This window comes from Brevibacillus sp. IT-7CA2, assembly GCF_949767855.1.
Classification (GTDB): domain Bacteria; phylum Bacillota; class Bacilli; order Brevibacillales; family Brevibacillaceae; genus Brevibacillus.
The window spans coordinates 135648-161084 of record NZ_CATKQT010000054.1 but is presented as its reverse complement, the minus strand read 5'-3'; the positions used below and the strand labels follow the sequence as shown (position 1 = coordinate 161084).

At 48.2% G+C, this 25437-nt stretch carries 28 protein-coding genes; all 28 read left to right on the top strand.

The window, feature by feature from the left end; genetic code table 11:
* The first annotated feature begins 48 nt into the window (after nucleotides 1-48).
* The 28 genes from atpD (at nucleotide 49) to ACM6JA_RS29445 (ending at nucleotide 25330) form a co-directional block, all read left to right on the top strand.
* Entirely contained in the window at nucleotides 49-1458 is a 1410-nt protein-coding gene (gene atpD, locus ACM6JA_RS29580; protein ID WP_007725462.1) for a F0F1 ATP synthase subunit beta, read from the top strand.
* 27 nt (nucleotides 1459-1485) lie between these two features.
* Complete coding sequence (locus tag ACM6JA_RS29575; RefSeq protein WP_017252349.1) at nucleotides 1486-1884, top strand: F0F1 ATP synthase subunit epsilon; 399 nt, start codon at nucleotides 1486-1488, stop codon at nucleotides 1882-1884.
* Nucleotides 1885-2105: 221 nt separating this feature from the next.
* On the top strand, nucleotides 2106-2846 hold the full coding sequence (locus tag ACM6JA_RS29570) for a DUF6042 family protein (protein WP_414855273.1): 741 nt from the start codon (nucleotides 2106-2108) through the stop codon (nucleotides 2844-2846).
* Nucleotides 2847-3148: 302 nt separating this feature from the next.
* A complete protein-coding gene (locus ACM6JA_RS29565; protein ID WP_007725457.1) occupies nucleotides 3149-3520 on the top strand; it encodes an NADH-quinone oxidoreductase subunit A in 372 nt (123 codons plus the stop codon).
* Entirely contained in the window at nucleotides 3511-4029 is a 519-nt protein-coding gene (locus ACM6JA_RS29560) for a NuoB/complex I 20 kDa subunit family protein (RefSeq protein WP_007725455.1), read from the top strand. Before ACM6JA_RS29565 ends, ACM6JA_RS29560 begins: the two co-directional genes overlap by 10 nt.
* Nucleotides 4026-5330, top strand: coding sequence for an NADH-quinone oxidoreductase subunit C (locus ACM6JA_RS29555; RefSeq protein ID WP_414855272.1), 1305 nt, complete (start codon nucleotides 4026-4028; stop codon nucleotides 5328-5330). The genes ACM6JA_RS29560 and ACM6JA_RS29555 overlap by 4 nt, the downstream gene beginning before the upstream one ends.
* A gap of 3 nt (nucleotides 5331-5333) precedes the next feature.
* Nucleotides 5334-6482: an NADH-quinone oxidoreductase subunit D gene (locus ACM6JA_RS29550; protein ID WP_414855271.1), complete on the top strand. Its 1149-nt coding sequence runs from the start codon at nucleotides 5334-5336 to the stop codon at nucleotides 6480-6482.
* Nucleotides 6479-7489 carry an NADH-quinone oxidoreductase subunit NuoH gene (nuoH, locus tag ACM6JA_RS29545; RefSeq protein ID WP_414855270.1) on the top strand — a complete coding sequence of 337 codons (1011 nt, stop codon included), beginning with the start codon at nucleotides 6479-6481 and terminating at the stop codon, nucleotides 7487-7489. Before ACM6JA_RS29550 ends, nuoH begins: the two co-directional genes overlap by 4 nt.
* A 135-nt stretch (nucleotides 7490-7624) precedes the next feature.
* Nucleotides 7625-8038: an NADH-quinone oxidoreductase subunit NuoI gene (nuoI, locus tag ACM6JA_RS29540; protein WP_007722093.1), complete on the top strand. Its 414-nt coding sequence runs from the start codon at nucleotides 7625-7627 to the stop codon at nucleotides 8036-8038.
* Nucleotide 8039: 1 nt separating this feature from the next.
* Entirely contained in the window at nucleotides 8040-8549 is a 510-nt protein-coding gene (locus ACM6JA_RS29535; RefSeq protein ID WP_007722091.1) for an NADH-quinone oxidoreductase subunit J, read from the top strand.
* A complete protein-coding gene (gene nuoK, locus ACM6JA_RS29530) occupies nucleotides 8546-8857 on the top strand; it encodes an NADH-quinone oxidoreductase subunit NuoK (RefSeq protein ID WP_007722089.1) in 312 nt (103 codons plus the stop codon). Before ACM6JA_RS29535 ends, nuoK begins: the two co-directional genes overlap by 4 nt.
* 27 nt (nucleotides 8858-8884) lie before the next feature.
* A complete protein-coding gene (nuoL, locus tag ACM6JA_RS29525) occupies nucleotides 8885-10798 on the top strand; it encodes an NADH-quinone oxidoreductase subunit L (RefSeq protein WP_414855269.1) in 1914 nt (637 codons plus the stop codon).
* Nucleotides 10791-12323, top strand: coding sequence for a complex I subunit 4 family protein (locus ACM6JA_RS29520; protein WP_414855268.1), 1533 nt, complete (start codon nucleotides 10791-10793; stop codon nucleotides 12321-12323). Before nuoL ends, ACM6JA_RS29520 begins: the two co-directional genes overlap by 8 nt.
* 3 nt (nucleotides 12324-12326) lie before the next feature.
* Nucleotides 12327-13859 (top strand): NADH-quinone oxidoreductase subunit NuoN, encoded by a 1533-nt coding sequence (gene nuoN / locus ACM6JA_RS29515; protein WP_173619694.1) that lies wholly within the window; start codon nucleotides 12327-12329, stop codon nucleotides 13857-13859.
* 104 nt (nucleotides 13860-13963) lie between these two features.
* A complete protein-coding gene (locus ACM6JA_RS29510; RefSeq protein ID WP_007722081.1) occupies nucleotides 13964-14194 on the top strand; it encodes a DUF1146 family protein in 231 nt (76 codons plus the stop codon).
* A gap of 97 nt (nucleotides 14195-14291) precedes the next feature.
* Nucleotides 14292-15035: a YwmB family TATA-box binding protein gene (locus ACM6JA_RS29505; RefSeq protein WP_007722079.1), complete on the top strand. Its 744-nt coding sequence runs from the start codon at nucleotides 14292-14294 to the stop codon at nucleotides 15033-15035.
* An 18-nt stretch (nucleotides 15036-15053) separates the two neighbouring features.
* Nucleotides 15054-16379 carry a UDP-N-acetylglucosamine 1-carboxyvinyltransferase gene (murA, locus tag ACM6JA_RS29500; protein WP_007722077.1) on the top strand — a complete coding sequence of 442 codons (1326 nt, stop codon included), beginning with the start codon at nucleotides 15054-15056 and terminating at the stop codon, nucleotides 16377-16379.
* Between the two features lie 171 nt (nucleotides 16380-16550).
* Nucleotides 16551-17567: a stage II sporulation protein D gene (gene spoIID / locus ACM6JA_RS29495; protein WP_414855267.1), complete on the top strand. Its 1017-nt coding sequence runs from the start codon at nucleotides 16551-16553 to the stop codon at nucleotides 17565-17567.
* Nucleotides 17568-17654: 87 nt separating this feature from the next.
* Nucleotides 17655-18389 carry a M23 family metallopeptidase gene (locus tag ACM6JA_RS29490; RefSeq protein WP_039960727.1) on the top strand — a complete coding sequence of 245 codons (735 nt, stop codon included), beginning with the start codon at nucleotides 17655-17657 and terminating at the stop codon, nucleotides 18387-18389.
* Nucleotides 18390-18569: 180 nt separating this feature from the next.
* A complete protein-coding gene (gene spoIIID / locus ACM6JA_RS29485; RefSeq protein ID WP_003388385.1) occupies nucleotides 18570-18854 on the top strand; it encodes a sporulation transcriptional regulator SpoIIID in 285 nt (94 codons plus the stop codon).
* A gap of 81 nt (nucleotides 18855-18935) precedes the next feature.
* A complete protein-coding gene (locus tag ACM6JA_RS29480; protein WP_017252335.1) occupies nucleotides 18936-19952 on the top strand; it encodes a rod shape-determining protein in 1017 nt (338 codons plus the stop codon).
* Between the two features lie 7 nt (nucleotides 19953-19959).
* Nucleotides 19960-20928 carry a flagellar hook-basal body protein gene (locus ACM6JA_RS29475; RefSeq protein WP_414855266.1) on the top strand — a complete coding sequence of 323 codons (969 nt, stop codon included), beginning with the start codon at nucleotides 19960-19962 and terminating at the stop codon, nucleotides 20926-20928.
* Nucleotides 20929-20943: 15 nt separating this feature from the next.
* A complete protein-coding gene (locus ACM6JA_RS29470; RefSeq protein WP_414855265.1) occupies nucleotides 20944-21777 on the top strand; it encodes a flagellar hook-basal body protein in 834 nt (277 codons plus the stop codon).
* A gap of 33 nt (nucleotides 21778-21810) precedes the next feature.
* Complete coding sequence (locus ACM6JA_RS29465) at nucleotides 21811-22065, top strand: DNA-directed RNA polymerase subunit beta (protein ID WP_007722063.1); 255 nt, start codon at nucleotides 21811-21813, stop codon at nucleotides 22063-22065.
* A gap of 130 nt (nucleotides 22066-22195) precedes the next feature.
* Complete coding sequence (locus ACM6JA_RS29460; protein WP_414855264.1) at nucleotides 22196-22717, top strand: CDP-alcohol phosphatidyltransferase family protein; 522 nt, start codon at nucleotides 22196-22198, stop codon at nucleotides 22715-22717.
* Nucleotides 22718-22881: 164 nt separating this feature from the next.
* Nucleotides 22882-23340 carry a 3-hydroxyacyl-ACP dehydratase FabZ gene (gene fabZ / locus ACM6JA_RS29455; RefSeq protein ID WP_056486932.1) on the top strand — a complete coding sequence of 153 codons (459 nt, stop codon included), beginning with the start codon at nucleotides 22882-22884 and terminating at the stop codon, nucleotides 23338-23340.
* 124 nt (nucleotides 23341-23464) lie between these two features.
* Entirely contained in the window at nucleotides 23465-24202 is a 738-nt protein-coding gene (locus ACM6JA_RS29450; protein ID WP_414855263.1) for a WecB/TagA/CpsF family glycosyltransferase, read from the top strand.
* Between the two features lie 27 nt (nucleotides 24203-24229).
* Nucleotides 24230-25330 carry a glycosyltransferase family 4 protein gene (locus tag ACM6JA_RS29445; protein WP_414855262.1) on the top strand — a complete coding sequence of 367 codons (1101 nt, stop codon included), beginning with the start codon at nucleotides 24230-24232 and terminating at the stop codon, nucleotides 25328-25330.
* The last annotated feature ends 107 nt before the right edge of the window (nucleotides 25331-25437 follow it).

Here is a 25437-nt window from a genome sequence, read left to right as displayed (position 1 = left end):
TGGCAGCGAATAGCTCCCAATTTAGCTTTACAGGAGGGAAGAAGTAAGATGGCGAATGGACGTGTGGTTCAGGTAATGGGTCCGGTTGTTGACGTCGAGTTCGACCGCGGACACCTGCCTGCCATTTACAATGCGATCAAGATTCAACATAAAGCACAAAGCGCTGGTGAGCGCGACATCAACCTGACAGTTGAGGTTGCTACTCATTTGGGCGATAACTTGGTTCGTACCGTTGCGATGTCTTCCACTGACGGTTTGGTTCGTGGCATGGAAGCAGTTGATACAGGTGCAGCTATCTCCGTTCCAGTGGGCGCAATTACCCTCGGACGCGTATTTAACGTATTGGGTGAGCCGATCGACCTGCAAGAACTTGGTCAAGTAGATCGTCGTGACCCAATTCACCGTAAAGCTCCTGAGTTCGTAGACCAAGCAACGACTGTTGAGATCCTGGAAACAGGTATCAAAGTTATTGACCTCTTGGCTCCGTACATCAAGGGTGGTAAGATCGGTCTGTTTGGTGGTGCCGGTGTAGGTAAAACCGTTACTATTCAAGAGCTGATCAACAACATCGCGCAAGAGCACGGTGGTATTTCCGTATTCGCTGGTGTAGGTGAGCGTACCCGTGAAGGTAACGACCTGTACCACGAGATGAAAGACGCAGGCGTACTGCCGAAAACCGCGATGGTATTCGGTCAGATGAACGAACCGCCTGGTGCACGTCTTCGTGTAGCGTTGACTGGTCTGACTATGGCGGAATACTTCCGTGATGAAGAAGGCCGCGACGTTCTTCTCTTTGTTGATAACATCTTCCGCTTTACTCAAGCGGGTTCCGAAGTTTCTGCTCTCTTGGGCCGTATGCCATCTGCGGTAGGTTACCAGCCAACATTGGCTACCGAAATGGGTCAGCTGCAAGAGCGTATTACTTCCACGAAAAAAGGTTCCGTAACGTCCATTCAAGCGATCTACGTACCAGCGGATGACTACACTGACCCGGCTCCTGCTACTACGTTTGCTCACTTGGACGCTACAACGAACTTGGAGCGTTCCATCGCTGAGTTGGGTATCTTCCCTGCGGTAGACCCACTCGCATCCACTTCCCGTGCTCTGGCTCCTGATGTAGTAGGACAAGAACACTATGATGTGGCTCGTAGCGTTCAAAAAATCCTGCAACGTTACAAAGAACTGCAAGATATCATCGCGATTCTCGGTATGGACGAGTTGAGCGACGACGACAAGCAAGTAGTTGGACGCGCACGCCGCATTCAACGTTTCTTGTCCCAGTCCTTCCACGTTGCCGAGCAGTTCACTGGTAACCCAGGCCAATACGTGCCATTGAAAGAAACCGTTCGCAGCTTCAAGGAAATCCTCGAAGGTAAGCATGACCACCTGCCAGAGGGCGCGTTCCTGTACGTAGGTACAATTGAAGAAGCGGTAGAAAAAGCGAAGAAAATGGCGTAAGACACCCTGGAAAGGGGAGACGAGTAAGTGAGTAAGATGACAGTTGAAGTCGTAACTCCTGAACGGGTTGTCTACAGCGGTCAGGCTGAAATGGTGATTGCTCGCGGCTTGCAAGGGGAAATCGGTATTATGCCGAACCACGTGCCGTTGGTAACCCCGCTGAAAACAGCGCCAGTTCGGATTAAGACAGAAGGCGATAAAGAAGTAAAGATGGCTGTAAGCGGCGGCTTCATGGAAGTTCGCGGCGATAAAGTGACCATCCTTGCTGAAACGGCTGAATTGCCGGGAGACATCGATGTTGAACGCGCAAAGGCAGCGAAAGAGCGTGCTGAAAAGCGTTTGGCTGAGAAATATGCCGAGCTCGACGTCAAGCGTGCAGAACGCGCGCTGCAACGTGCGATGGCACGTCTCGACGTAGCGAAGTAAAGCGTAAGCTTGATATCCCCGCGCCCATGTGGCTGCGGGGATTTTTCGGTTATAAGGCGATGAATGATGAGCCATGGAAATCGGGCATGATATTTCCAGTTGGTAATTGCCTAATGTTTCTGTGTATAATAGACCTAATGCCCTGCCGACGAGCTACGTTAGCATGAAAAACAGCGGGAAAAAGCGGCATTGGCTATTGGGATTAAAGGAGAGTGTAATTGATGCAAACCGTTCGCGATATCCGCCACAATCAAGATGGCGTAGTGATTCCTAGCAGCTTTGCGGCTAATGGCTGGACAAGCGTGCTATCTCATGAAATGAATGTTCTCTTCCAAGCAATGTGCTATGTAGTAACGAAGCATGAGTCAAAAGAAGAAATGAGAAAAGCTTTGGACGAGTTCGATGCATTGAAAGGCACATTCACCGAGCCTGTTCAAGAAGGCTTTAAGTCTGTAGAGGATTTCAAAGGCTACGTAAACCTCTTGAACAGATTCAAAGCGTTCATGAGCCGTTCCGATTATGCCTATCCGGCATCACTTGACGAAGCGATTGAGCTTTTCGTGAAGTGGGGTCTGGTTATCGATAATGGAGATGCTTGGGATGTACCGGTTTATCCATTCCCAGATGCATCTGAGTTGTTCAAGTTGAGTGAAGCAGAATCTCTTGCATTGGCTCATGTTAAACTGGAAGCATTGGTTCATCCGATGTTTAGCCGCCTCGTGATGAAGCTGCATGAGCAAGAAGAAAATACGTTCAGCATGTCCAAAGCAGAAATGAAGCAATTGCTGAACACCAATGATCAGATGCTGGCAGAGGTTCTGATCAAGCTGACTCCATATATGGAAGATGCGATTGAAAATATGCTGGAGATCCCAGAAGAAGAGAAGATGAACTTCACGATTGTATGGGAGCGCATTTACGAGGATTTCCTCGGACAGCAATTTTCAAACAACGTTCAATAATTAAGAGAATATGAGAGCCAGACGGGCATATTCGTTTGGTCATCATACTATGCTGGAAAAACTCAGGGAGAAATCTCTGAGTTTTTCCCTTTATATGGCACAAAAGGAAGGCTTTCGTTAGACACCCTATTGGCAATTTGCTATAATGATAAAGGTATTTTTTTCTAGCAGTATCAATTAGCGACAGCGATCATACCTACACCTTTGATGCTGCGAGCAGTACCCTTTTGAGGGAGTCTCAACTTCTTCTGGAGGACAGCGCAAGACGATTCATACCTTTCTCAAGAGCGGAGGGAACGTGGGTGAGTGACATCTATACCAACAATTATGTGATTGTCGCGATCTTTTTGATTCTTGGTGTGCTGTTGCCCGTTGCTACAGTTAGTTTCGTTGGTCCATTACTTCGTCCAAAGAAACCGACACGGGAGAAGCAAACTACTTATGAAAGCGGTAACATTCCTGTTGGTGACAGTTGGGTGCGTTTCAACGTGAAGTATTACATCTTTGCCCTCATGTTTGTCATCTTTGATGTAGAAACACTCTTTCTGTATCCGTGGGCCGTCGCTTACAAAGAACTGGGGCTCTTTGCCTTAGTCGAGATGGTCATCTTTATATCCTTGCTTATCGTAGGATTGATTTACGCGTGGAGAAAGAAGGTGCTGGAATGGAACTAGACCTGACAAGCATTGCGCCTGAATTGCAAGAGGAATTGAATCGCAACGTCATGTTCACGACATTGGAAACAGTGAAGGGATGGGTTCGTAGCAATTCGTTGTGGCCATTAACCTTTGGCTTGGCTTGTTGCGCGATCGAGATGATGGGAACGGGTGGGGCGCGTTATGACCTCGACCGGTTTGGCGTTATTTTTCGAGCATCCCCAAGACAATCTGATGTCATGATCGTGGCCGGAACCGTCACGAAAAAGATGGCGCCACTGCTGCGCAGGCTGTATGATCAAATGCCTGAACCGAAGTGGGTGATTGCCATGGGCTCCTGTGCGACAGCGGGAGGTCCGTACGTGCGCTCGTACAGCGTGGTAAAAGGTGTAGACCAGATTGTGCCTGTCGACGTATATATTCCAGGTTGTCCGCCTAACCCTGCCGCTTTGATCTACGGAATCAATAAGCTCCAAGAAAAAATCCGTTACGAAGCGAAGACTGGGAAGCAGGTGACCAATCTATGAGCGACGAGAAACGCAAGCCGACGCCAGAGGAAAAGGCAGCGGCAGCAGCTGAAGCCCGTGCCAAGGCCGAAGCATTGCGAAAATTAAGAGAACAGGAAGCGCAGGCTTCCCAAGAGACGAGCCCAGAGAAGGCATCTCAAGAGCCACAAGAGGAAGTCTCTGCTCCGGAAGCAAAACCTGTGTCCGAAATGACACCTGAGGAAAAAGCTGCAGCCAAGAAAGCTGCCGCCGCGGAAGCGATTGCCAAGGCAAAAGCGGCGAAGGAAGCAAAAGAAGCTGCGGAAGCAGAAACTCCAGTTGCCGAGCAACAATCAGAAGCAGTTGCTACACCAGCAAAGTCCGTTTCTGAAATGACGCCGGAAGAAAAAGCCGCAGCCAAGAAAGCAGCAGCGGCAGAAGCAATTGCCAAGGCAAAAGCAGCGAAGGAACAAGCAGAAGCTTCTCCACCACCAGCAAAGCCTGTGTCCGAAATGACGCCTGAGGAAAAAGCCGCAGCCAAGAAAGCGGCTGCCGCAGAAGTATTAGCCAAGGCAAAAGCAGCGAAGGAAGTAAAAGAAGCCGCGGAAAATGGAGCCGATACAGCTGATTCAGATGCGGATGCCAAGGCGAAGGCCGCAGCTGCCGCAAAAGCCAAGGCTGCCGCAGCGGCCGCTGCTAAGGCAAAAGCTGCACGTGAAGCAGGCGGCGATGAATCCGGTGATGACGACGCCAAGGCAAAGGCTGCAGCTGCCGCAAAAGCCAAAGCCGCCGCAGCAGCAAAGGCAAAAGCAGCGCAAGCGACTGGGGATGAGACCCCGGCAGAGGAAGCGCCGAAAGCACCTTCCAAAAACCAGCCCTATCTTGATAAATACGTGTCACGAATTTCCGAAGCATTTGGACAGGAAGTCATCGAGGCTTCGTGCATTAACGAGCTGGGAAAGGAAGTTCCGACTCTCACCATTCAAAACGAGCGTTGGCATCAAGTGGCCCAATTTTTAAGAGATGATGAGCAATTAAGCTTTGAGTATCTGTCCGATCTTCACGGTGTCGATTACGAGGATCGCCTGGAGGTATACTACCACTTTTATTCCTACAAAAATCGCCAAAGCCTGGCAGTAAAGGTCAAAACGAGCAGAGAAGAGTCAAATGTTGCTTCTGTAATGGACCTCTGGCATGGCGCGAATTGGAATGAAAGAGAAACTTTTGACCTTTTGGGTATTCATTTCCCGGGACATAAGGATTTACGTCGAATCCTGTTGCCGGATGATTGGATAGGATATCCGCTGCGCAAAGATTATGTGCAATACGACGAGGAGGTTTAGCAGATGAACCATAACATCCTCACGACTCATGTTGATACCTCTTCTGAAACAGGACTTCGTACGGAAGAGATGTTATTAAACGTAGGTCCACAGCATCCGAGTACACACGGAGTATTTCGCTTGGTAGTAAAAATCGATGGGGAAACCATTAAAGAAGCGATTCCGGTGATGGGTTATCTGCATCGAGGTACAGAGAAGCTGGCTGAAAACTTGACCTATACACAAATTATTCCTTATACAGACCGTATGGACTACGTGTCCGCCATGACCAACAACTACGTTCTCTGCCACGCAGTAGAAACGATGATGGGGTTGGAGATTCCAGAGCGCGCTCAGTTTTTGCGATTGATCGCGATGGAACTAAACCGGGTGGCGAGCCATTTGGTTTGGTGGGGAACGTTTCTATTGGACATTGGTGCAATGGGGCCCTTCCTGTATGCATTCCGTGATCGGGAGACGATCCTGGATTTGTTTAATGAGCTATGCGGAGCACGGATGACCTTTAACTACATGCGCGTAGGCGGAGTGAAATGGGATGCACCTCCAGGCTGGGTCGACAAAGCCAAAGAATTTGTCCAGTACATGAAGAAAGAATTGAATAACTACCACCAGCTGGTGACAGGGAATGAGATTTTTATCAGCCGTCTCAGAGGGATTGGAAAGTTCGATACAAAGACGGCATTGGATTACTCGCTATCTGGTGTCATGCTCCGTTCGACAGGTGTCAAGTGGGACCTGCGCAAAGACGAACCGTATTGCATTTACGATCGTTTTGAATTTGATGTACCGACAGCGACTGAGGGAGATTGCATGGCGCGCTATCATCTGCGCATGGCTGAAATTGAACAATCCCTGCGAATTCTTGAGCAGGCATTGGAGCAATTTCCGAGTGAAGGCGAAGTCATGGGCAAAGTACCACGTGTGATTCGCCCGCCTGCTGGGGAGACATATGTGCGCATCGAGTCACCGCGGGGAGAAATTGGTTGTTACATTGCCAGTCAAGGTAAGGATAAACCGTGGAGATTGAAGTTTAGACGGCCTTCGTTTACCAATCTGCAAATTCTGCCTAAGCTGTTAGAGGGGGAAAACCTCTCGAACATGGTTGCCATCCTGGGCAGTATCGACATCGTGCTCGGGGAGGTTGACTGTTGATGAATACTCTCTTGCAGCAAGCACCCTCATGGGGGACCACGCTTTGGTTTATCGTAGCGGCAGTTTTACTGCTTGCAGTCGTGTTGGGATTCGTTACGTACGCCATTTACTTTGAGCGTAAAGTGATAGGGTGGATGCAGCTGCGCATCGGACCGAATCGAGTAGGACCATTGGGACTTCTCCAGACGGTTGCGGATGTTGCCAAGCTGCTATTAAAGGAAGATATTCGTCCGCAGCACGCTGACAAAGCGTTGTTCACTTTAGCACCAATATTGGCCTATGCCCCTGCTTTTGCCGTATTGGCGGTCATGCCTTTTACGGACACGATTCGGTTCGCTGATCTGGGAATAGGGCTGTTGTACTATATCGCCTTGTCTGGGATCACCGTATTAGGCGTGATCACGGCTGGCTGGGCCTCGAATAACAAGTACTCGCTGATCGGGGGTCTCCGCTCCGCTGCGCAGATGATCAGCTATGAAGTACCTCTGGTCATGTCCGTGGTAGGTATCGTTCTATTGACGGGCAGCATGAATCTCAAAGATATTGTCAACGCGCAGCAGGATGTCTGGAATATTGTTCCGCAGTTTATCGGATTTGTTGTATTTATCATTGCTGCCCAGGCAGAGCTGAATCGTACGCCGTTTGACTTGCCAGAAGCAGAGTCGGAGCTCGTTGGTGGTTACCACGTCGAGTACTCCGGTTTCCGTTTTGCGATGTTCATGCTGGCGGAGTATGTGTATATGTTCGGGATGGGTGCCTTGATCACGATTCTCTTTTTTGGTGGATGGTTGCCGATTCATCCATCACTGGACTTCATTCCGGGAATCGTTTGGTTTATCCTTAAATTTTCAGTTTACGTCTTCCTCCAGTTTTGGATTCGCGCCACGATGCCGCGCTTACGTGTCGATCAACTGATGTCGTTTGCCTGGAAAGTGCTGTTGCCCGTGGCATTGTTCAACATCCTGCTCACAGCCGTAGTGGTGTCTTACCAAAATGGCATGTTCTAGTAGCGACTTGATCGAAAACGACTACGTCCCACTGTTTTCATAGCGCAGGCTTCGCCATAGGCTTGCTTCGCCGAAAGCTAGCTTTCGTCAAAAACGTGGTGCAGCCAAGTTCTCAAATCCTGAGGGGTGACACACATGCTAGGACTGGCCAAAGGCCTGGGGTATACATTTAAAAAGCTCACGGAGAAAAAAGTAACCCACTTCTATCCGGATGTGCCCTTTCCAATGCCGCCTCGTTTTCGCGGTATTCAGCACTTTTCTCCTGAAAAATGCATCGTCTGTAACCAATGCGCACGCATTTGTCCGACAGAGTGTATTCAACTGACAGGGAAGCCCCATCCTGATCCGGAGAAAAAGGGAAAGATTATCGATACGTACGATATCAATTTTGAGCTGTGCATTTTATGCGATTTGTGTACAGAGGTTTGTCCCACTGAAGCGATTGTGATGACAAACAACTTCGAACTGGCTGCCTATAGCCGGGACGAATTGTACAAGAACTTGAAGTGGCTCGACGACAACAATACGAACGTCAGGGAGGAGAATTAGTATGACAGGCGAATTCGTTGCCTTTTTTATCCTGTCTCTCCTGACGATCGGCGGCGCTGTGTTTATGATCAGCTTTACGCGCGTCGTCCACATGGTCATCTCATTGGGTGTTACGTTTATCAGCATTGCAGGTCTGTTTGTTTTGCTGGGAGCGGATTTCGTCGGGGTCGCACAAATTCTGGTTTATTCAGGGGCTATCTCCATTCTGATGCTCTTTGGAATCATGCTGACCAAGCACGATGCGAACGATGAGGGAACAGGCCGGACATGGAAAAACCGTTTTATCCTGCTCTTCGTAATCGTTCTGTTCGGATTATTATTCTGGGGTGTGCAAAATACACCGTGGCCTGCGCCACCGCCACCTGCAGAGGCTCCTGTAGATAATGCAAAAGAAATCGGTATCGAAGTATTCACCAAATTTGTCATACCATTTGAGCTATTGTCTGTTCTGTTGTTGGTCGCGTTGGTCGGTGCGATCATCATGGCGAAAAAGGAGGGGGATAACGAATGACAGTAAGTATTTCCTCCTACTTAATGGTTGCTTTGATTCTCTTTTGTGTAGGCTTGTACGGCGCATTGACGAAACGAAATGCAGTCGTCGTCTTGTTATCAATCGAGCTGATGCTGAATGCTGTTAATATTAACCTGGTCGCCTTTTCCAAATTCGGACTGTATCCATCTGTGACGGGACAAATCTTTACCTTGTTCACGATGACGGTTGCAGCTGCCGAGGTTGCCGTAGGGTTAGCGATTCTGATTGCGCTGTACCGCAACAAGGAGACCGTGAATGTAGATGAAATGGACCAAATGAAACGATAAGAGGGAAACCTGAAAAGGAGGACAAAGATGGATACTCTAATGCACTATGCCTGGCTGATCCCTCTGTTTCCGCTTCTTGCTTTCATCGTGATCGTCTCATTTGGTCGCCAATTGAAAGAGGGAGCGGCCATAGTGGGCATTACCCTGACGGCTGTTTCTTTTGGAATCGCAGTGCTCATCTTCTGGGAGAGATTCCAAAGTGGGGGAACCGATTACAATTATGTGATAGATTGGCTGCATATCGGCGATATCGTGATCAACATGGGATTCGAAGTGAATCCGCTGAATGCCATGATGCTCGTCATTGTGACATTGGTCAGTCTGTTGGTCCAAATCTACTCTAAAGGCTACATGCATGGGGATGAACGTTTTCCGGTGTTTTATCAATACCTGGCGTTGTTCACGTTCTCCATGCTGGGATTAGTCATCTCGCCAAATTTGTTGCAAGTATATATTTTCTGGGAGCTGGTGGGGGCATGCTCCTTCCTGCTCGTTGGCTACTACTACTTCAAGACAGAGGCAAAAGCGGCTGCCAAGAAGGCTTTTATCGTTACACGCATCGGGGATCTTGGTCTGTTCATCGGGATATGTCTGTTGTTCTGGTGGACCGGAAGTTTCGAGTATGGGGCGATTTTTGAAAGTATCGCACTCGGACGACTGGAACCATGGATGATTACACTCGCGGCGATCCTCATTTTCGTTGGGGCCATGGGAAAATCAGGTCAATTTCCGCTTCATACGTGGTTACCTGAAGCCATGGAAGGTCCAACACCTGTGTCTGCATTAATTCACGCGGCAACGATGGTTGCGGCTGGTGTTTATTTGGTCGCTGCTACCTATCCGCTGTTTATCGCATCCGATACGGCTTTGACAGTTGTGGCGTATGTAGGAGGATTCACCGCCATATTTGCAGCCTCGATCGGTCTGACCCAACGGGATATCAAACGTGTCTTGGCTTATTCCACAGTCAGCCAGCTTGGGTATATGATGCTGGCGTTGGGGGTAGCTGGTGCTGCTGGTTATGTAGCGGGTTCCTTCCATTTGATGACGCACGCGTTTTTCAAAGCATTGCTCTTCCTTGGAGCAGGTAGTGTCATCCATGCCGTACATACGCAGGATGTATTCGAAATGGGTGGCTTATGGAAAAAGATGCCGATCACCGCTTTGACTTTCTTGATCGGTTGCTTGGCGATTGCGGGGATCTTTCCGTTCGCTGGTTTCTGGTCGAAAGAAGCGATTCTGGGGGCTGTTTATGGAGCGCATCGCTACGATTTGCTGTTCATCGCGCTACTAGCAGCATTCTTTACCGCATTCTATATGTTCCGTCTGTTCTTCCTGACATTCGCAGGGAGGGCACGTGGCAAGCACGAAGCGCACGAATCTCCAGGAGTCATGACAGGTCCGCTCTTGGTCTTGGCATTGCTTGCGGCTGTCGCAGGTTTTGTGAATACACCGTACGCGCCATTACTCTCTGATTGGTTATTGTCAACGAACACAGGGACGGCAATCACGAGCATTTTTGGAGAAGGCAGTGAGCACGCGGCAGCTTGGTTGCAGATTGTGGCTCTGTTGATCTCGATTCTTGGAGTCGTGCTGGCTTACCTGATGTACGGCAAGAAATCAATCTCTTCGGACACGATTCCAAAAGCAATGCCGTGGCTCTATCAGCTTTCATACAAGAAGTACTACATCGATGAGCTGTATCACAATGTCATTGTTCGTCCATTAGGCTGGCTTGGATTTGTCCTGGATGTATTTGATAAGTATATTGTGGATGGTTTGGTTGGATTGACAGCAAAAATCACCCAAGGAATCGGATCTTTGCACGCAAGAGTACAAAGTGGGCAGATTCAGTCCTATGGGGCAATGCTCATATTCGGTCTGTTACTCTTGATCATCGCCATCAGTTTGACGGCCAAGGGAGGTGGACTCTTTGGGTAATATCCTTTTGTCATCACTGGTGTTCTCTCCGCTGCTGGCGATTCTTGTCATGGCTTTTATCCCCAGTCGACATGCAGGTGTGATCAAGCAGGTCGGGATTTTTGGAACGTTGCCGGCACTTATCTTGGCAGGTTGGATGTTCGGTATGTTTGATTACGAGACAGCCAATCTGCAGTTCGTAGAAAAGCACAATTGGATTTCGATTCCGATTGGAATGGCTCAGGCAGGCACCGTCTTTGCTTTTGAGATCAACTATGAACTCGGTGTAGATGGTGTTTCGATGCCATTGATTTTGCTGACGGCGATTATCGGTACCCTCGCAGCAATTGCTTCGTGGCAGATCAAGAAGAGGCAGAAGGAGTATTTTATCCTGTTTCACCTGCTGTTGATCGGCATGCTGGGAGTTTTTGCTGCAGACAATCTGTTTCTGTTCTTCATTTTCTTCGAGCTGACACTCGTACCGATGTACTTCCTTGTCGGGATTTGGGGATATGGGGAGCGCGAACAAGCGGCGAACAAATTCCTTTTGTATAACGGAATCGGTTCAGGGATCATGCTGCTGGCTTTCATCGTTATCTTTGTCATCATGCGGACGCTCAATATGGATGAAATCACGGCGATTCTGACGACACCAGGGCATCCGATAACCGAAATCCTTACGCCGGAAATGCGTTTTGGCATCTTCCTAGCGCTATTTATCGCTTTTGCGATCAAACTGCCAGTATTTCCGTTCCACACGTGGATGCTACGCGTACACGTACAGGCTCCACCTTCTATCGTCATGATTCACTCCGGAATTTTGCTGAAGATGGGGGCGTACGGTCTTTTGCGGATGGGAATCGGCTTCTTCCCAGAGCAAGCCTATGATTTCTCTACGTGGATGGCAGTTTTGGGGATTATCAACATTTTGTATGGAGCTGTACTGGCTTTCGTACAAAAGGATTTAAAAATGGTGCTGGCTTACTCCAGTATCAGCCATATGGGTATCGTCTTGCTTGGTTTCGCTTCGATGAACACGATCGGGTTTCAGGGAGCGATGTTCCAAGTGGTATCCCACGGCTTTATCTCAGCACTGCTCTTCTTCTTGATCGGTGTCATTTGGGATCGGACACAGACATCGATGACGGGCGATTTGGGCGGTTTAGCCAAGTCCATGCCGTTTGTTAGCGGCGTGTTGTTGGCAGGCGGGATGGCTTCACTCGGACTTCCGGGCATGTCCGGATTCATTAGTGAGTTCTTTGCCTTCCTCGGTCTGTTTGGTCGTTTGCCAGTAATGGCAGCAGTGGGAGCGATCGGGATTGTCCTCACCGCGGTTTATTTACTCAGAGCGATCTTGAAGACGACTTTTGGCCCTACTCCAGGTAGATGTACAGGACTTGCTGATGCACAGCCGATGGAAGTCATTCCGATGGTAGTCCTATTGGGATGTATTATTCTCATCGGGGTTTATCCGGCAGTTCTGGGGAATCCGATGCAGCAGGCGCTGAAAACGATCGTACCTATCGTAACGGGAATAGGAGGGTAATCCATGGAAGTTAAAGATATTTTCTCATATGACTGGAGCTACCTTCTGCCCGAGTTTATCATTCTTGGCTTTGCTACCTTTTTATCACTGCTGGATCTTTTTGCGGGCAAGCGCCTTGGCAAGCAGGTCATCGGTTGGCTATCCTTCCTGGCAACGGTCATAGCGGCGATCTTTGTGATCATCAATATGAATGCTCTCGATAAGCCATACAGCTACATGATCGACATGATCCGAATAGATGATTACGGCAATGCGTTCAAGCTGATTTTCCTGGCAGGGACAGCTTTTGCCATTCTCATCTCGCTGTCCTATCTGAAATCAGGGGAAATCCAGCACAGAGGCGAGTATTACTATTTGCTGCTGACCGGGCTTCTCGGGGCTATGGTCATGGCTTCGTCGGCTGATTTGATTACCTTGTTTGTGGGACTGGAGCTATTGTCTCTCTCGTCCTATGTATTGGTCGGATTGCGAAAAAAATCGCAGCTTTCCAACGAGTCGGCGTTCAAATACGTCGTTTCGGGAAGTATTGCCACGGCAGTGCTCCTGTTTGGGATGTCGTACGTATACGGACTCACGGGAACCACACATATTTATGAAATCTCTTTCCGATTGGCAGAAGCGGGAATGGCGGGCTATCAGTTCCTCGTCTATACGGCGTTTGCGTTTCTTGCAGTAGGTCTTGCATTCAAAATATCTGCAGCGCCTAACCACATGTGGGCGCCAGATGTCTATCAGGGTGCTCCTACCCCAGTCACTGCTTTTCTGGCAGTTGTGTCAAAAGCAGCAGGGTTCGCGCTGATCTTTCGAGTAATGATGATCTCGTTTTTCAACGTTTCCGATGGAACGGGATCAGGACGATTCTTTTTCGAAGAGGGAAGCCTCTATCTGGGATTGATGGCAGCCGCCTCGATGATTATCGGGAACACGATGGCGCTCAGGCAGACAAACGTCAAGCGTATGATGGCTTACTCAGGTATTGCGCAAGCGGGCTATTTGCTCGTGCCGTTTGTACCGCCGACCTCTCTCTTTTTCAGCGAAGTGATCTTTTATCTGTTCGGTTACTTGATCGTCAGCTTTGGTGCTTTCGCTGTGATTATGGTTGTATCTCGTGAGCAAGAGACAGAGGATTTGAAAGGATTCGCCGGATTGTATCATCGCTCACCAGTGATGGCGATTGCGATGAGTATCTTCCTCTTGTCCTTGGCAGGTATCCCGATTACGGTTGGTTTCTTCGGGAAGTTCTATCTGTTCATGGGTACATTAGTGGTGGAAAATTACTGGCTGGCGGCGATTATGATCATCACCAGCGTCATTTCCTACTACTACTACTTTGGGATTATTCGTCAGATGTACATGCGTCCTGGGACAACCGAAGCACCTATGGTTGTGCCAAAAGGCATTTGGATGTTTATTCTCATCATGGCAATTGCTACTGTCTTCTTCGGTGCTTTCCCGGGTCTGGTCACCGACTATATCCAGATTCATTTCAATCCGTCCTTTGATTTTGGGAACATGCTCTCTCCCAGCTCTCAGTGATACTCGTAACTGAATAGCACTTCAGGTACAATAGAAGGGATGGCTCGTAATCGGGCCGTCCCTTTTTCTATGATTCTTGGAAGGGTAATGAGGAGGTAACGAACATGCCACAAGAAGTATATGGCTTGTTGAGTATCATTTTATCGATTGCGTTTATTGGGCTCGCTTGGTGGGCGTTGCAATCCTTTCGCTTTGATAAGATTTTGAAAAAACCAAATGGTGCTCAGGCGAAGCTGTTGCAAATTTTTCTTTCCATTGTGATTGGATATGAAGTGTCTCGTTTTTTCCTTGATTACTTGGGCTGGTCCCTGACATTCGGGAATTTGTTCAACTAAATACCCAAAGACGACGATTCGCTGGTATATCCACCCAGCTACATGTACAAAATGAGAAGTACAAAGAGATACATGTAAGCATAGGGAGAGGATATCAATGGGGAAATGGTCTGGTTGGTGCGTGCTGGCTCTATTGCTCGTGATGGGGGCCGTGTATTGGATGCCTGCACAAGCAAAGGAAGAAAAGCCGGTTGTGACAGAAATGATGAAAGTACTAGAAGAAACGGGCGCAACGGGTGTATCGGTTCAGGTACGTATGCGTACGGCAATGGGAGAAGGCCTGCGTCCTGAACAAGTAAAAGAGTTGGCGACGAAATGGGCACAACAACTTGAGATTCCGTTTTCCCCAAGCGAACAATCGCGCAAACACAACATACTCGCATATAGGACTACATACACACAAAACGGCGTGGAACTGAGCTACGAGGTGACAGGAGTTCCTAAAAACGGAGCATTTTCTGTATATCTAGTACTTCAGTTATCTGGAAACCGTGATAACCTACTATATATTGGACAAGTACAGGAAACCTTCACGAATGCCCTGCAAAGCGCCGACTTTATTCCGCAAATTAGCACTTGTATTCGCGGATTGTACAATGTTAAGATGGGTGTTGACCAACAGGAGGGTAAAATATTGTCGATTTTTGGTACTCTCCAGGCGACAGAATTAGAACGTTTGCAAGATGATACGGTTGTCAGCATTTCAGGGTATACCCCTATGTGGGAATCATTCATTGCGTTAAACGGTCAAAAGATGAATCTACAGGTGGCTACGCATCGTGACAGCCATTCTGGAACATGGATTACGGTAGGTACACCAATCATCACTGTGGAATATTAGCACGCGGAGGGGTACACATTGGATAAAATTATTGTCCGTGGTGGTAAGGCATTGGCTGGAAATGTAAAAGTATCTGGCGCCAAAAATGCCGTACTCCCTATTATTGCAGCATCTATCTTGGCAGAAGAAGGGACTTGCGTCATCTCAGATGTACCAGGCCTCGACGATGTCCGGACGATATGCGACCTCTTGAAATCGATGGGAATCTCCCTTACATATGATCATGAAGTGCTGACGATCGATGCTTCCAAGCTTACGAGTGTAGAAGCGTCCTATGAACTGGTCCGCAAAATGCGCGCATCTTTCCTCGTGATGGGGCCGCTTTTAGCCAGAAAAGGACAAGCTCGTGTCGCTCTTCCGGGTGGTTGTGCCATTGGTACGCGCCCGATCGACCAGCACCTAAAAGGGTTTGAGGCTATGGGAGCCAAAATCGAAATCGGACAAGGGTTTATTGAAGCGACGGTAGAAGGACGATTGAAGGGTGCGAAAATCTACCTGGATATTGCTAGCGTCGGTGCAACAGAAAATATTATGATGGCCGCTGCTTTGGCAGAGGGAACCACATTGATCGAAAATGCGGCAGAAGAGCCGGAGATCGTTGATTTGGCGAACTTCCTGAACAGAATGGGAGCAAAAATCCGCGGGGCGGGTACAGGTTCGATCCGCATCGAAGGCGTGGAAAAGATGAAGGGCTGCACACATTGTGTCATTCCTGACCGCGTTGAAGCAGGAACTTTCATGGTTGCTGCAGCGATTACTGGCGGGGATGTCTTTGTGGAAGGTGCGATTTGTGATCATCTCAAATCGGTGACTGCGAAGCTTCGTGAAATGGGCGTGGACATTGAGGAGCAAGAAAACGGTATTCGTGTACGCCGCACAGGCGCACTGAAAGCAGTTGACCTCAAAACGTTGCCATACCCTGGCTTCCCGACGGATATGCAGTCGCAAATGATGGCGCTTTTGCTTGTTTCAGAAGGAACGAGCATCGTGACCGAAACGGTATTTGAGAACCGCTTCATGCACGTGGAAGAGTTCCGCCGCATGAATGCGAACATCAAGATCGAAGGCCGCAGTGCCATCGTCGAAGGCGGTTCCAAGCTGACAGGCAGCAAGGTAGCAGCAACTGACTTGCGTGCGGGTGCAGCACTTGTACTGGCTGGACTCGTATCTGAGGGAGAGACTGAGGTTTCTGCCCTGCACCATATTGACCGTGGCTACGTGAACTTTACGGAAAAGCTGCTGGCTTTGGGAGCAGATGTAGAACGCGTGGTTCCAGAAGAAAAGGCTCGTGAAAAATCAGTTTCCGAAACCATCAAAGTAAGCTTCTCTCCTAATTTTGCTTGATTAATGCGTCAACCATATGGCAAAACGAAAGACTCTCTGCGTATGCAGGGGGTCTTTTTTCGTTCTCTCGACTCTCTCATTCTCTCGTTCTACCGCTCTGTTGCAGAACATAGACTTTAGTAGGTTATTCAGACTTTTTGTGTCTAGTACGTAACGGGGAGGATCTCTTGCATGAAACGCTATCTACTCATGTGGTTTATCGCTTTGCCGATCTTGCTCGTCCTGATGCCTGCTGCTCTGGTCTTTTGGTTTTCACCAGAAATAGGCCCTGTCAGCCAGCCAACGGTGGCCGTCTCGGAGCCTGCCATACCGGCGATGAAGGAATCGGCTTCCTCTCTGCCAGTAAAGGTGTACCGTACAGAAAAAAAGGCCGTGGAAACATTGCCGCTAGAAGCGTATATTACCGGAGTCGTAGCGGCGGAAATGCCAGCTGAGTTCGAGCTGGAGGCATTAAAAGCACAGGCGTTGGCGGCCAGGACCTATATCGTGCGCCGAGTAAAAGAGGGCAAGTTTGATGATGTGCCATCAGGCGGTCAGGTTTTGGATACGGTACAGCATCAAGTCTATATGGATGAACAGCAGCGGCGTGAGCGTTGGGGAGACCAATACGAATGGAAAAACAAACGCATCCAGCAAGCAGTTATGGCAACGGCAGGGGTTATCCTGACCTACCAGAACGAGCCCATTGACGCGACGTTTTTTTCCACCAGTAATGGTTTTACAGAAAACTCGGATGAATATTGGGAAAAGCCCATTCCTTATTTGAAGAGCGTTGCGAGTCCTTGGGATATTCAATCTCCTCGCTATGAGGAAACGGTCGTCATGTCCACCGTGGAGCTAGAAAAGAATTTGGGCGTCAAGCTCACACAGGAGGCTTCTACTAATGGTTCCTGGTATCGGATCGAATCGCGTACAACCGGAAATCGCGTAGGAACCATCAGCGTTGGTGGCAAGGAATTTACAGGAAGAGAGTTTCGTGAAAAGCTCAATTTGAATTCTTCTTCCTTTACATTGGACTTGCGCGGCACTCAGGTTTTCATTACGACCAAAGGGTACGGTCATGGTGTCGGCATGAGCCAGTGGGGAGCAAATGGAATGGCCAAAAACGGCAAAAGCGCAGAGCAAATCGTCAAGCACTTCTATCAAGGAATTAGTCTGCAAGAGTATACAAGAGTGATCCCAGCTTAAAAGAAAAGCAAATTTTTACTTTTCCCTACTCTCTCAGGTTTATACGCCAAAATTCTGGCGATACTGAGGGATGAGGTGATGAATAAAATGGAAGATCAAAAAAATCAAAATCAACCGATTCCATTCAAGAAGGCAAGTTCTTGGAAAAAAGTTTTGGGCAAGAAATGGGCGTTTCCTGCAATCTACATCGGCACCGCAGCAATCATTCTCGCTTTTGTGATGTGGTATCAGGGCAATGTCATGGACACGGTTTCCAAAATGACGAATGGCGGAGATGGCGTGGCAGTGACAACTCCTGCAGCTCCTGAGACGACTACACCGCAAAACGAAGAAGCGGTACCTGCTACAAGTGGCGTACAACCACTCGCTTGGCCAGTAGGAAAAGGCGTGCAGTACAATGTGGGCATGAACTACTACGATGAGAAAGCTTCCAAGGAGAATCAGCAAAAAGCATTGGTGAGCTTCGACAACACCTTCTACCCGCACACAGGTATTGACCTCGTATCCACGGATGGCAAGGGTTTTGATGTCATCGCAGCTCTTGCGGGTAAAGTAGTAAAAGTGGTGAACGATCCACTTGTCGGCAACGAGATTGAGATTGAGCACGCAGATAAAATGATTACGGTATATCAAAGTCTGGAAAGCGTAACAGTCAAACCGGGCGATGAAGTGACACAAGGTCAAGTAATCGGGTCTGCTGGGCGTAATACCTTTGAAAAAGACGCTGGCGCACATCTTCACTTCGAAGTTCGCATCGATAACAAGCCTGTCAATCCAGAGCAATACTTGATTCAGGCTGATACGGAAGTAAAAAATCAATAACCAATGAATTTAGAAAAACACCTGCAAAATACAACAATTGCGGGTGTTTTTTTGCGTATGGTACAAACTGTTGAAAAAAGATGCGGCCGTGCTGGCTTGTCAGGCTTGGAAACGTAGAATATGTGTCCCTACGCACCCATATATTGTATCAGACAATGTAGATACAAGGAGGCGAGTAATGTGCACGACTACATCAAAGAGCGGACCATCAAAATCGGCCGATATATTGTAGAGACAAGAAATACGGTTCGGATGATCGCTAAAGAGTTCGGTGTTTCGAAAAGTACTGTGCACAAGGACTTGACTGAGCGGCTGCCTGAGATAAATCCAGAGTTGGCGAACCAGGTTAAGGAAATTTTGGAATATCACAAAGCCATCAGACATCTTCGGGGAGGCGAAGCGACCAAAATCAAGTACAAACGTCGTAGTAAAAAAGTACGAGTAGAACAGGAGGAGAGTGTGTAAGAAAGAATTTCCTTGTCCTCTCACGTAGAAGAGCCTATGATATTAGGTAGAAATGTAACTGGTAATCAGGGAGGACCTTTCATGTTTGGCAAAGATATCGGAATCGACTTGGGCACGGCCAATGTCTTGGTTTTTGTAAAAGGCAAGGGAATTGTCCTAGACGAACCATCTGTCGTGGCAATAGATAGTAAAACCAGAAAAGTTTTGGCCGTGGGAAATGAAGCCTATCGCATGGTAGGCCGCACCCCAGGAAATATCGTAGCGATCCGACCTTTGCGAGAAGGGGTTATCGCGGATTTTGAGATCACTGAGGCCATGCTGAAGCACTTTTTGAACAAAATTGGTGGAAAGAGCATGTTTGCCCGTCCGCGCATTTTGATTTGCTGCCCGACCAACATCACGTCTGTTGAGCAAAAAGCAATTCGCGAAGCAGCTGAGCGCAGTGGTGGAGCAAGAGAAGTATTTATCGAAGAAGAACCGAAAGTTGCTGCAGTTGGGGCAGGTATGGACATTTTTCAGCCGTCCGGTAATATGGTAGTGGATATTGGTGGGGGAACGACCGATGTAGCGGTATTGTCGATGGGCGATATTGTCACGTCTTCCTCCATTAAAATAGCAGGCGATACATTCGATGTGGCTATTATGCGTTACATAAAAAATAAATACAAATTGCTGATTGGAGAGCGTACGGCTGAAGATATCAAGGTTCAGATTGGAACCGTATCCGGCGGACGCCAGGACGAAATGGACATTCGTGGTCGAGACATGGTAAGCGGCTTGCCGCAAACAATTACCATTCGCTCCACTGAAGTCCAGGAAGCCCTGGCTGAGTCGGTGAGTGCGATTGTACAAGCCTCAAAATCTGTTTTAGAACGAACACCTCCGGAGCTTTCTGCCGATATAATTGATAAGGGTGTTTTCCTGACCGGTGGCGGCGCATTATTGCACGGTATTGACGAGATTCTGGCAGAGGAGCTGAAGGTTCCTGTGCTGGTAGCGGAAGAGCCAATGATGTGCGTTGCAAAAGGAACAGGAATGATGCTGGACTATTTGGACAAGATGCCGGCTCACTCGAATAAGCGATTATTCAGGGGGTAAGATTTAAGTGATCAGAGGCTTGTATACGTCTGCATCTGGCATGCTAGCATTGCAGAACAGGCAAGAATCGCTGGCGAACAATTTAGCAAATATCAATACACCCGGGTTCAAACAGGACGTGGGTGTCATGCGTGCATTTCCGGAGCAATTGCTCTCCCGCATGAACGATCATGAAGGACTGGATGTTCCAGGCGTCCCTACTATGCCTGGACAGCCTGCCATTATCGGGCGTTTGCACACAGGGGTATACATGTCGGAGGCGCTGCCTAATTTTGCGCAGGGGGATATTGAAGAGACACGCAATCCGTATGATCTTGCGTTGATGGACAATATTCAGCCAGATCAGAATGGCAATGAGCGACGGTTGTTTTACAGTGTGGCGCGGATTGAGGATTTGACGCAGCCAGCTCAAGAAGAGAATATTCGCTACACGCGAAACGGTAACTGGAGCGTGAATGCGCAGGGTTACTTGGTAACAGCTGATGGGTACTATGTTCTGGACAATCAAAATCAGGCGGTTCGAGTCAATGACCCAGTTAGTGGAATTAATGCTGGACAAGATTTGAAGATCAACGAAGCTGGCGAATTGTTGTACAAGGACCCGAACACGAATGAATATCAATCTTTGGCAGCGCATCCTCGTTTGGGACTGGCTGTAGTAACCAATCCCTTGATGCTGGTTCGTGAGGGAACCAATGTATTCCGTTGGGAAGGCGACATGGACGTCGAAGCGATAGATGTTGCTGAAGCGAACGATCAAGCAGCTCTGGCAGCAGGTACGTACGCTACACCTACGATTTCAGGGCGATACGGTATGCAACAAGGTTGGCGTGAGCGCTCCAATGTAGACCCTGGCCAAACCATGACGAACATGATGAGTGTTCTTCGCGCTTATGAAGCAAACCAACGGGTCATTACAACAATTGATGGTACGTTGGATAAGGCTGCTAATGAAATCGGTCGTGTTAACGGATAATAGGAGGTAGGAAAGATGCAGTCGCTTAATATTTCCACATCTGCTATGCGCGGTATTCAGCAAGCGTTGGACAATACAGCCAACAATCTGTCGAATATTGATACAATCGGGTACAAGCGCCGGGTCGCATCGTTTTCCGAGCTTCTCTCCGATTCAATGAATGAACAGCCGGCAGCAGACAATCAAAATCGGAATACGTCAGTGGGGATTCGGATCGGAAGCGGTGCCCGTCTTGGCATGACCAAGCTGGATCTCGGTCAAGGTAGTGCGAAAGTTACTGATGTGCCAACAGATGTGTTGGTTGAGGGAGACGGGTATTTTCTAGTCACTCACAAGATCAAGGACGCTACTGGTGTTGTCATTCAAGAGGAAAGTCGATTGACACGCGACGGCTCTTTCAAGGTCTCATTCGATGATGATGAACAAGGTTATGTATTGCACACTACCTCTGGTCACATTTTGACTGACGAAAACGGCGTAAATATTGTATTGCCAGAGCCAGTCACCAATATTCAAATTACTGCCGAGGGAGCGCTTACTGCAAATGGAGTGTCTTACGGCAATATCGGTCTTTGGAAAGTAGACAATCCTGATCAGCTGCAGCAAGTCGGTCAGAATCTGTTTGATGCGGAGTTAGATTCCGGTGCAAATCCAACTACCAAATACACTAATGCCCTCATTGCAGGCGATGCTACGCTTCGACAAGGAGCATTGGAAGGCTCCAATGTAAGCATGACAGAGGAAATGTCCCAACTGGTGAACATTCAGCGTGCATATCAATTGAACTCACGCGCAGTCGGCATCAGTGATCAAATGATGGGCATTGCTAATCAACTAAGAAGCAGATAACCATATAATTTCAGCATGACGGAGGAGAGGAGCATGGAACAAGGGAAGAGCAAACGTTTCCCGCGTCAGACCGAAGAAGTTAAGTCAAAAGGAAAAGAGCGGGAACGGAGCGGCAAGAATTGGCGGCTGAGAGTTGCCAAGATGGTGCTGGTCCCACTCCTGCTGTTTTTCTCACTGGTCATTGGTCTGATGATCGGATACGGTGGGGTTGGCAAGAAGCCAATGTCCGATGTATTCGATCTGGGAACCTACAAACATATGTGGGATTTAATGTTTGAAGATACGTAAAAACCTAGCTGGACAAGCCCGAACCTATGGTTGGGGCTCTTATTTTTTCGAGGACTTGTTGTGGTGTTTGTCCACAGAGTATAATAGATCGAGTGGTTGAAAAAGGAAGTGACGATTTGAATACGGAGGGATGTCCGTGAATCTTCCTAATTTGCTTACGATCTTTCGCATCGTGCTCATCCCTTTGTACCTGTATGTCTTTTTTTCGGAGTTTCCGTATCATGTTGAAATCGCTTTAGGCATTTTGATTTTGGCGGGAGTGACCGATATTGCGGACGGGTACATCGCGCGGAAGCATAAGCTTGTGACCACCATCGGAATGATGTTAGATCCGCTGGCAGATAAATTAATGATGCTGGCTGTCATCGCCTCATTATTTTTGACAGATCGAATTAGTATATGGGCCGCCCTGTTTTTCTTTGTGCGCGATCTGGCAATGATAGTAACAGGAGCTGTTTACCACTTCCGCGGGAAAAAAACCGTCCCGGCAAACGCCTACGGCAAGCTGACAACTGTTCTTTTGTATGTTGTCATTCCGCTAGTGATGTATCGCTATGAGTACAGTGAAGCGATACTTTGGTCGGTTATAGCGTTCTCCTTTATTGTGAGCGCGATTTATCTGGCAAAGGCTCGACTATTGAACCGCGTGTAAGGATGAAAAAGAGCACTTCCCACTCTTTCGGGAGGAAGTGCCCCTTTTATCTTAACCCCGCTTGTCCATTCAACTGGGGCGGGAGTTATGTATATTGTTTCGTTGGTCAAAGGGTATTCATGCATAGACAAGTCTAGTTAAGTATGGAAATGGAGCGATACATAATGGAAATCAAAGCGCCTTTGGATATTATGCAAATTCAGGAAATCATCCCGCATCGTTACCCGTTTTTGCTGATAGACAAAATCGAAGAGCTGGAGTTAGGAAAAAAAGCGGTTGGAATTAAAAATGTCACAGTAAATGAACCATTTTTCCAAGGCCATTTTCCTGGTTATCCAGTCATGCCTGGTGTCCTTATTGTGGAAGCATTGGCACAGGTTGGGGCGGTAGCGATGCTCAGCATGGAGGAACATCAAGGAAAAATCGGACTGTTCGCAGGTATTGATGAATTCCGTTTCAAAGATCAGGTGAAGCCGGGAGATACGCTGGTACTTGAGGTTGAGCTTACTCGTGTGCGTGGTACCGTCGGCAAAGGGCATGGCAGAGCACTGGTAAATGGGAAAGTAGTAGCAGAGGGCGGATTGATGTTTGCCCTGACAGCAGGAAATAAGGCACATTCATGATCATCTTGAATGTGCCTTTCTTTTCGGGTAGAATGGCTAATGGGCAACTCCATGCATGAATAGGTAGTTTAAAAAGTCGTCTTTTTAAACACTCATTTAATAACAAGCACTTGAAGGTGAAGAAATGACCAAACAGGTCGCAACCATATTAGATGTGCCATTTACGACTCGCGGGTTCCGTGAGACTGTCGATCATATAACAGAGCGCATACAAAGCGGTCAAAAGACCCACGTGGTGACCGCCAATCCGGAAATCGTCATGGTAGCGAGAGAGAATCGCGCTTTCCGTTCTATTGTAGAACAAGCCTATGTCGTTCCAGATGGAATTGGAATCGTGTACGCTGCAAAATGGACGAATCAGCCGATTTATGAGCGCGTTACGGGTGTGGAACTGCTGGAAGCGCTCATGGCGAAAGCCGATCAACATCAGTGGGGCGTGTATTTACTCGGCGCCAAGCCGGATGTCATTCATTTGGCAAAAGACAAACTGAGTGCTCGTTATCCGAACGCCCGAATCGTCGGATGTCGGGATGGCTATTTTCGCCCGGAGGAAGAAACTCAAATTGTACAAGAAATTGCCGAAGCGAAACCGCAGCTCCTGTTCGTCGCACTGGGTGCGCCCAGACAAGATGAATGGATGGCAAAGTATCGCGATCAGTTAAATGCTTCCCTGATGATGGGGGTAGGCGGAAGCTTTGACGTCATTTCCGGGAAAGTGAAACGCGCTCCCGAGATCTGGCAAAAACTGCATTTGGAATGGTTTTACCGACTTGCTTCCGAGCCTTCTCGCTTGAAGCGTCAACTGGCTATTCCTCGGTTTGTTCTAACCGTACTGAAAGAAAAATGGAGTAGCCGTTCCTAGATGCATCCGTAGAGAGGAGAACAGTCGATGTCTACACTAATCCTCGGATTTCTGACTTCGCTGATCATATCGTTTATTGCAACACCGTATGTAAAAAAACTAGCTGTAAAAGTAGGAGCAGTGGATGCCCCGAATCAGCGCAAGGTACACACGCGAATCATGCCACGTATGGGTGGCTTGGCTATTTATATCGGTTATCTGGTTGCTTTCTTCCTATTTGTCCCGTATACAAGCATATCGGAAATGCTGGGAATTTTCATCGGAAGCACGATCGTTATGGTCGTCGGCATGCTCGATGACAAGTACCAGCTCTCTCCAAAATGGAAGCTGCTCGGACAGCTAGTCGCAACAGCGATTGTCGTCATTCCTTTTGGCTTGAAGATCGGTGTCGTGAATCTGCCGTATAGCGGAAGCATTGATTTCAGCAGTGGCTGGCTTTTCTGGCTCGCGATTCCGATCACGATGTTTTGGATTGTCGGGGTAACGAATGCGGTGAACCTGATTGACGGTCTCGATGGCCTGTCGGCAGGTGTATCAGCGATTGCTGCAGGGACAATGGGTGTCATGGCCTTATTGATGGATGATTACAAGGTAGCGACCTACTGTTTCGTGCTCCTCGGAGCGATCCTGGGCTTTCTCTACTTTAACTTTCATCCGGCTCGTCTGTTCATGGGCGATACCGGTTCGCTTTTCTTGGGCTTCAACCTAGCTGCTCTGTCGATCATGGGCTTTAAAGAAGCGTTGTTCGTTTCCTTTATCATTCCAATCGTCGTGCTGGGTGTACCGCTCTGGGATACGTTCTTCGCCATTGTGCGCCGCATCGTGAACAAAAAGCCGATTTCGAGCCCAGACAAAGGGCACTTGCATCACTGTTTGCTGAACATGGGTCTGTCCCATCGTTCGACTGTACTCATGATTTACTCGATCAGCATTTTCTTTGGAATGATGGCTATTCTGCTGACGAAGACGACGAAGTGGACCACGATCATCGTCATGGTTGCGTTGTTGATCGTTATTCATCTTGGAACGGAGATCGTTGGACTCGTTAGCCGTCGCCACCGTCCGCTGATTAATACGTATAGACGGATCAAAATTAAGCAAGCCGAACAACAGCGTCGGACGAATTAAAAATACGAAGAGCCCTGGCATCATTTTGATGCTAGGGCTTTTTTTCACCAAAATTTAGGGGGAAACACTTAAGTACAGAAGGAAATTGTCCGATAAAGAAAGGGGAG

Bases quoted from the DNA above. Each gene is read 5' to 3' on its own strand.
- ACM6JA_RS29570 (WP_414855273.1), top strand. From the start codon at position 2,106: ATGCAAACCGTTCGCGATATCCGCCACAATCAAGATGGCGTAGTGATT.
- ACM6JA_RS29550 (WP_414855271.1), top strand. From the start codon at position 5,334: ATGAACCATAACATCCTCACGACTCATGTTGATACCTCTTCTGAAACA.
- nuoK (WP_007722089.1), top strand. From the start codon at position 8,546: ATGACAGTAAGTATTTCCTCCTACTTAATGGTTGCTTTGATTCTCTTT.
- ACM6JA_RS29460 (WP_414855264.1), top strand. From the start codon at position 22,196: ATGTCCGTGAATCTTCCTAATTTGCTTACGATCTTTCGCATCGTGCTC.
- ACM6JA_RS29510 (WP_007722081.1), top strand. From the start codon at position 13,964: ATGCCACAAGAAGTATATGGCTTGTTGAGTATCATTTTATCGATTGCG.
- nuoI (WP_007722093.1), top strand. From the start codon at position 7,625: ATGCTAGGACTGGCCAAAGGCCTGGGGTATACATTTAAAAAGCTCACG.
- ACM6JA_RS29490 (WP_039960727.1), top strand. From the start codon at position 17,655: ATGGAAGATCAAAAAAATCAAAATCAACCGATTCCATTCAAGAAGGCA.
- ACM6JA_RS29450 (WP_414855263.1), top strand. From the start codon at position 23,465: ATGACCAAACAGGTCGCAACCATATTAGATGTGCCATTTACGACTCGC.
- ACM6JA_RS29535 (WP_007722091.1), top strand. From the start codon at position 8,040: ATGACAGGCGAATTCGTTGCCTTTTTTATCCTGTCTCTCCTGACGATC.
- ACM6JA_RS29555 (WP_414855272.1), top strand. From the start codon at position 4,026: ATGAGCGACGAGAAACGCAAGCCGACGCCAGAGGAAAAGGCAGCGGCA.
- nuoN (WP_173619694.1), top strand. From the start codon at position 12,327: ATGGAAGTTAAAGATATTTTCTCATATGACTGGAGCTACCTTCTGCCC.
- spoIID (WP_414855267.1), top strand. From the start codon at position 16,551: ATGAAACGCTATCTACTCATGTGGTTTATCGCTTTGCCGATCTTGCTC.
- ACM6JA_RS29480 (WP_017252335.1), top strand. From the start codon at position 18,936: ATGTTTGGCAAAGATATCGGAATCGACTTGGGCACGGCCAATGTCTTG.
- ACM6JA_RS29505 (WP_007722079.1), top strand. From the start codon at position 14,292: ATGGGGAAATGGTCTGGTTGGTGCGTGCTGGCTCTATTGCTCGTGATG.
- ACM6JA_RS29470 (WP_414855265.1), top strand. From the start codon at position 20,944: ATGCAGTCGCTTAATATTTCCACATCTGCTATGCGCGGTATTCAGCAA.
- ACM6JA_RS29465 (WP_007722063.1), top strand. From the start codon at position 21,811: ATGGAACAAGGGAAGAGCAAACGTTTCCCGCGTCAGACCGAAGAAGTT.
- ACM6JA_RS29560 (WP_007725455.1), top strand. From the start codon at position 3,511: ATGGAACTAGACCTGACAAGCATTGCGCCTGAATTGCAAGAGGAATTG.
- ACM6JA_RS29445 (WP_414855262.1), top strand. From the start codon at position 24,230: ATGTCTACACTAATCCTCGGATTTCTGACTTCGCTGATCATATCGTTT.
- atpD (WP_007725462.1), top strand. From the start codon at position 49: ATGGCGAATGGACGTGTGGTTCAGGTAATGGGTCCGGTTGTTGACGTC.
- fabZ (WP_056486932.1), top strand. From the start codon at position 22,882: ATGGAAATCAAAGCGCCTTTGGATATTATGCAAATTCAGGAAATCATC.
- nuoL (WP_414855269.1), top strand. From the start codon at position 8,885: ATGGATACTCTAATGCACTATGCCTGGCTGATCCCTCTGTTTCCGCTT.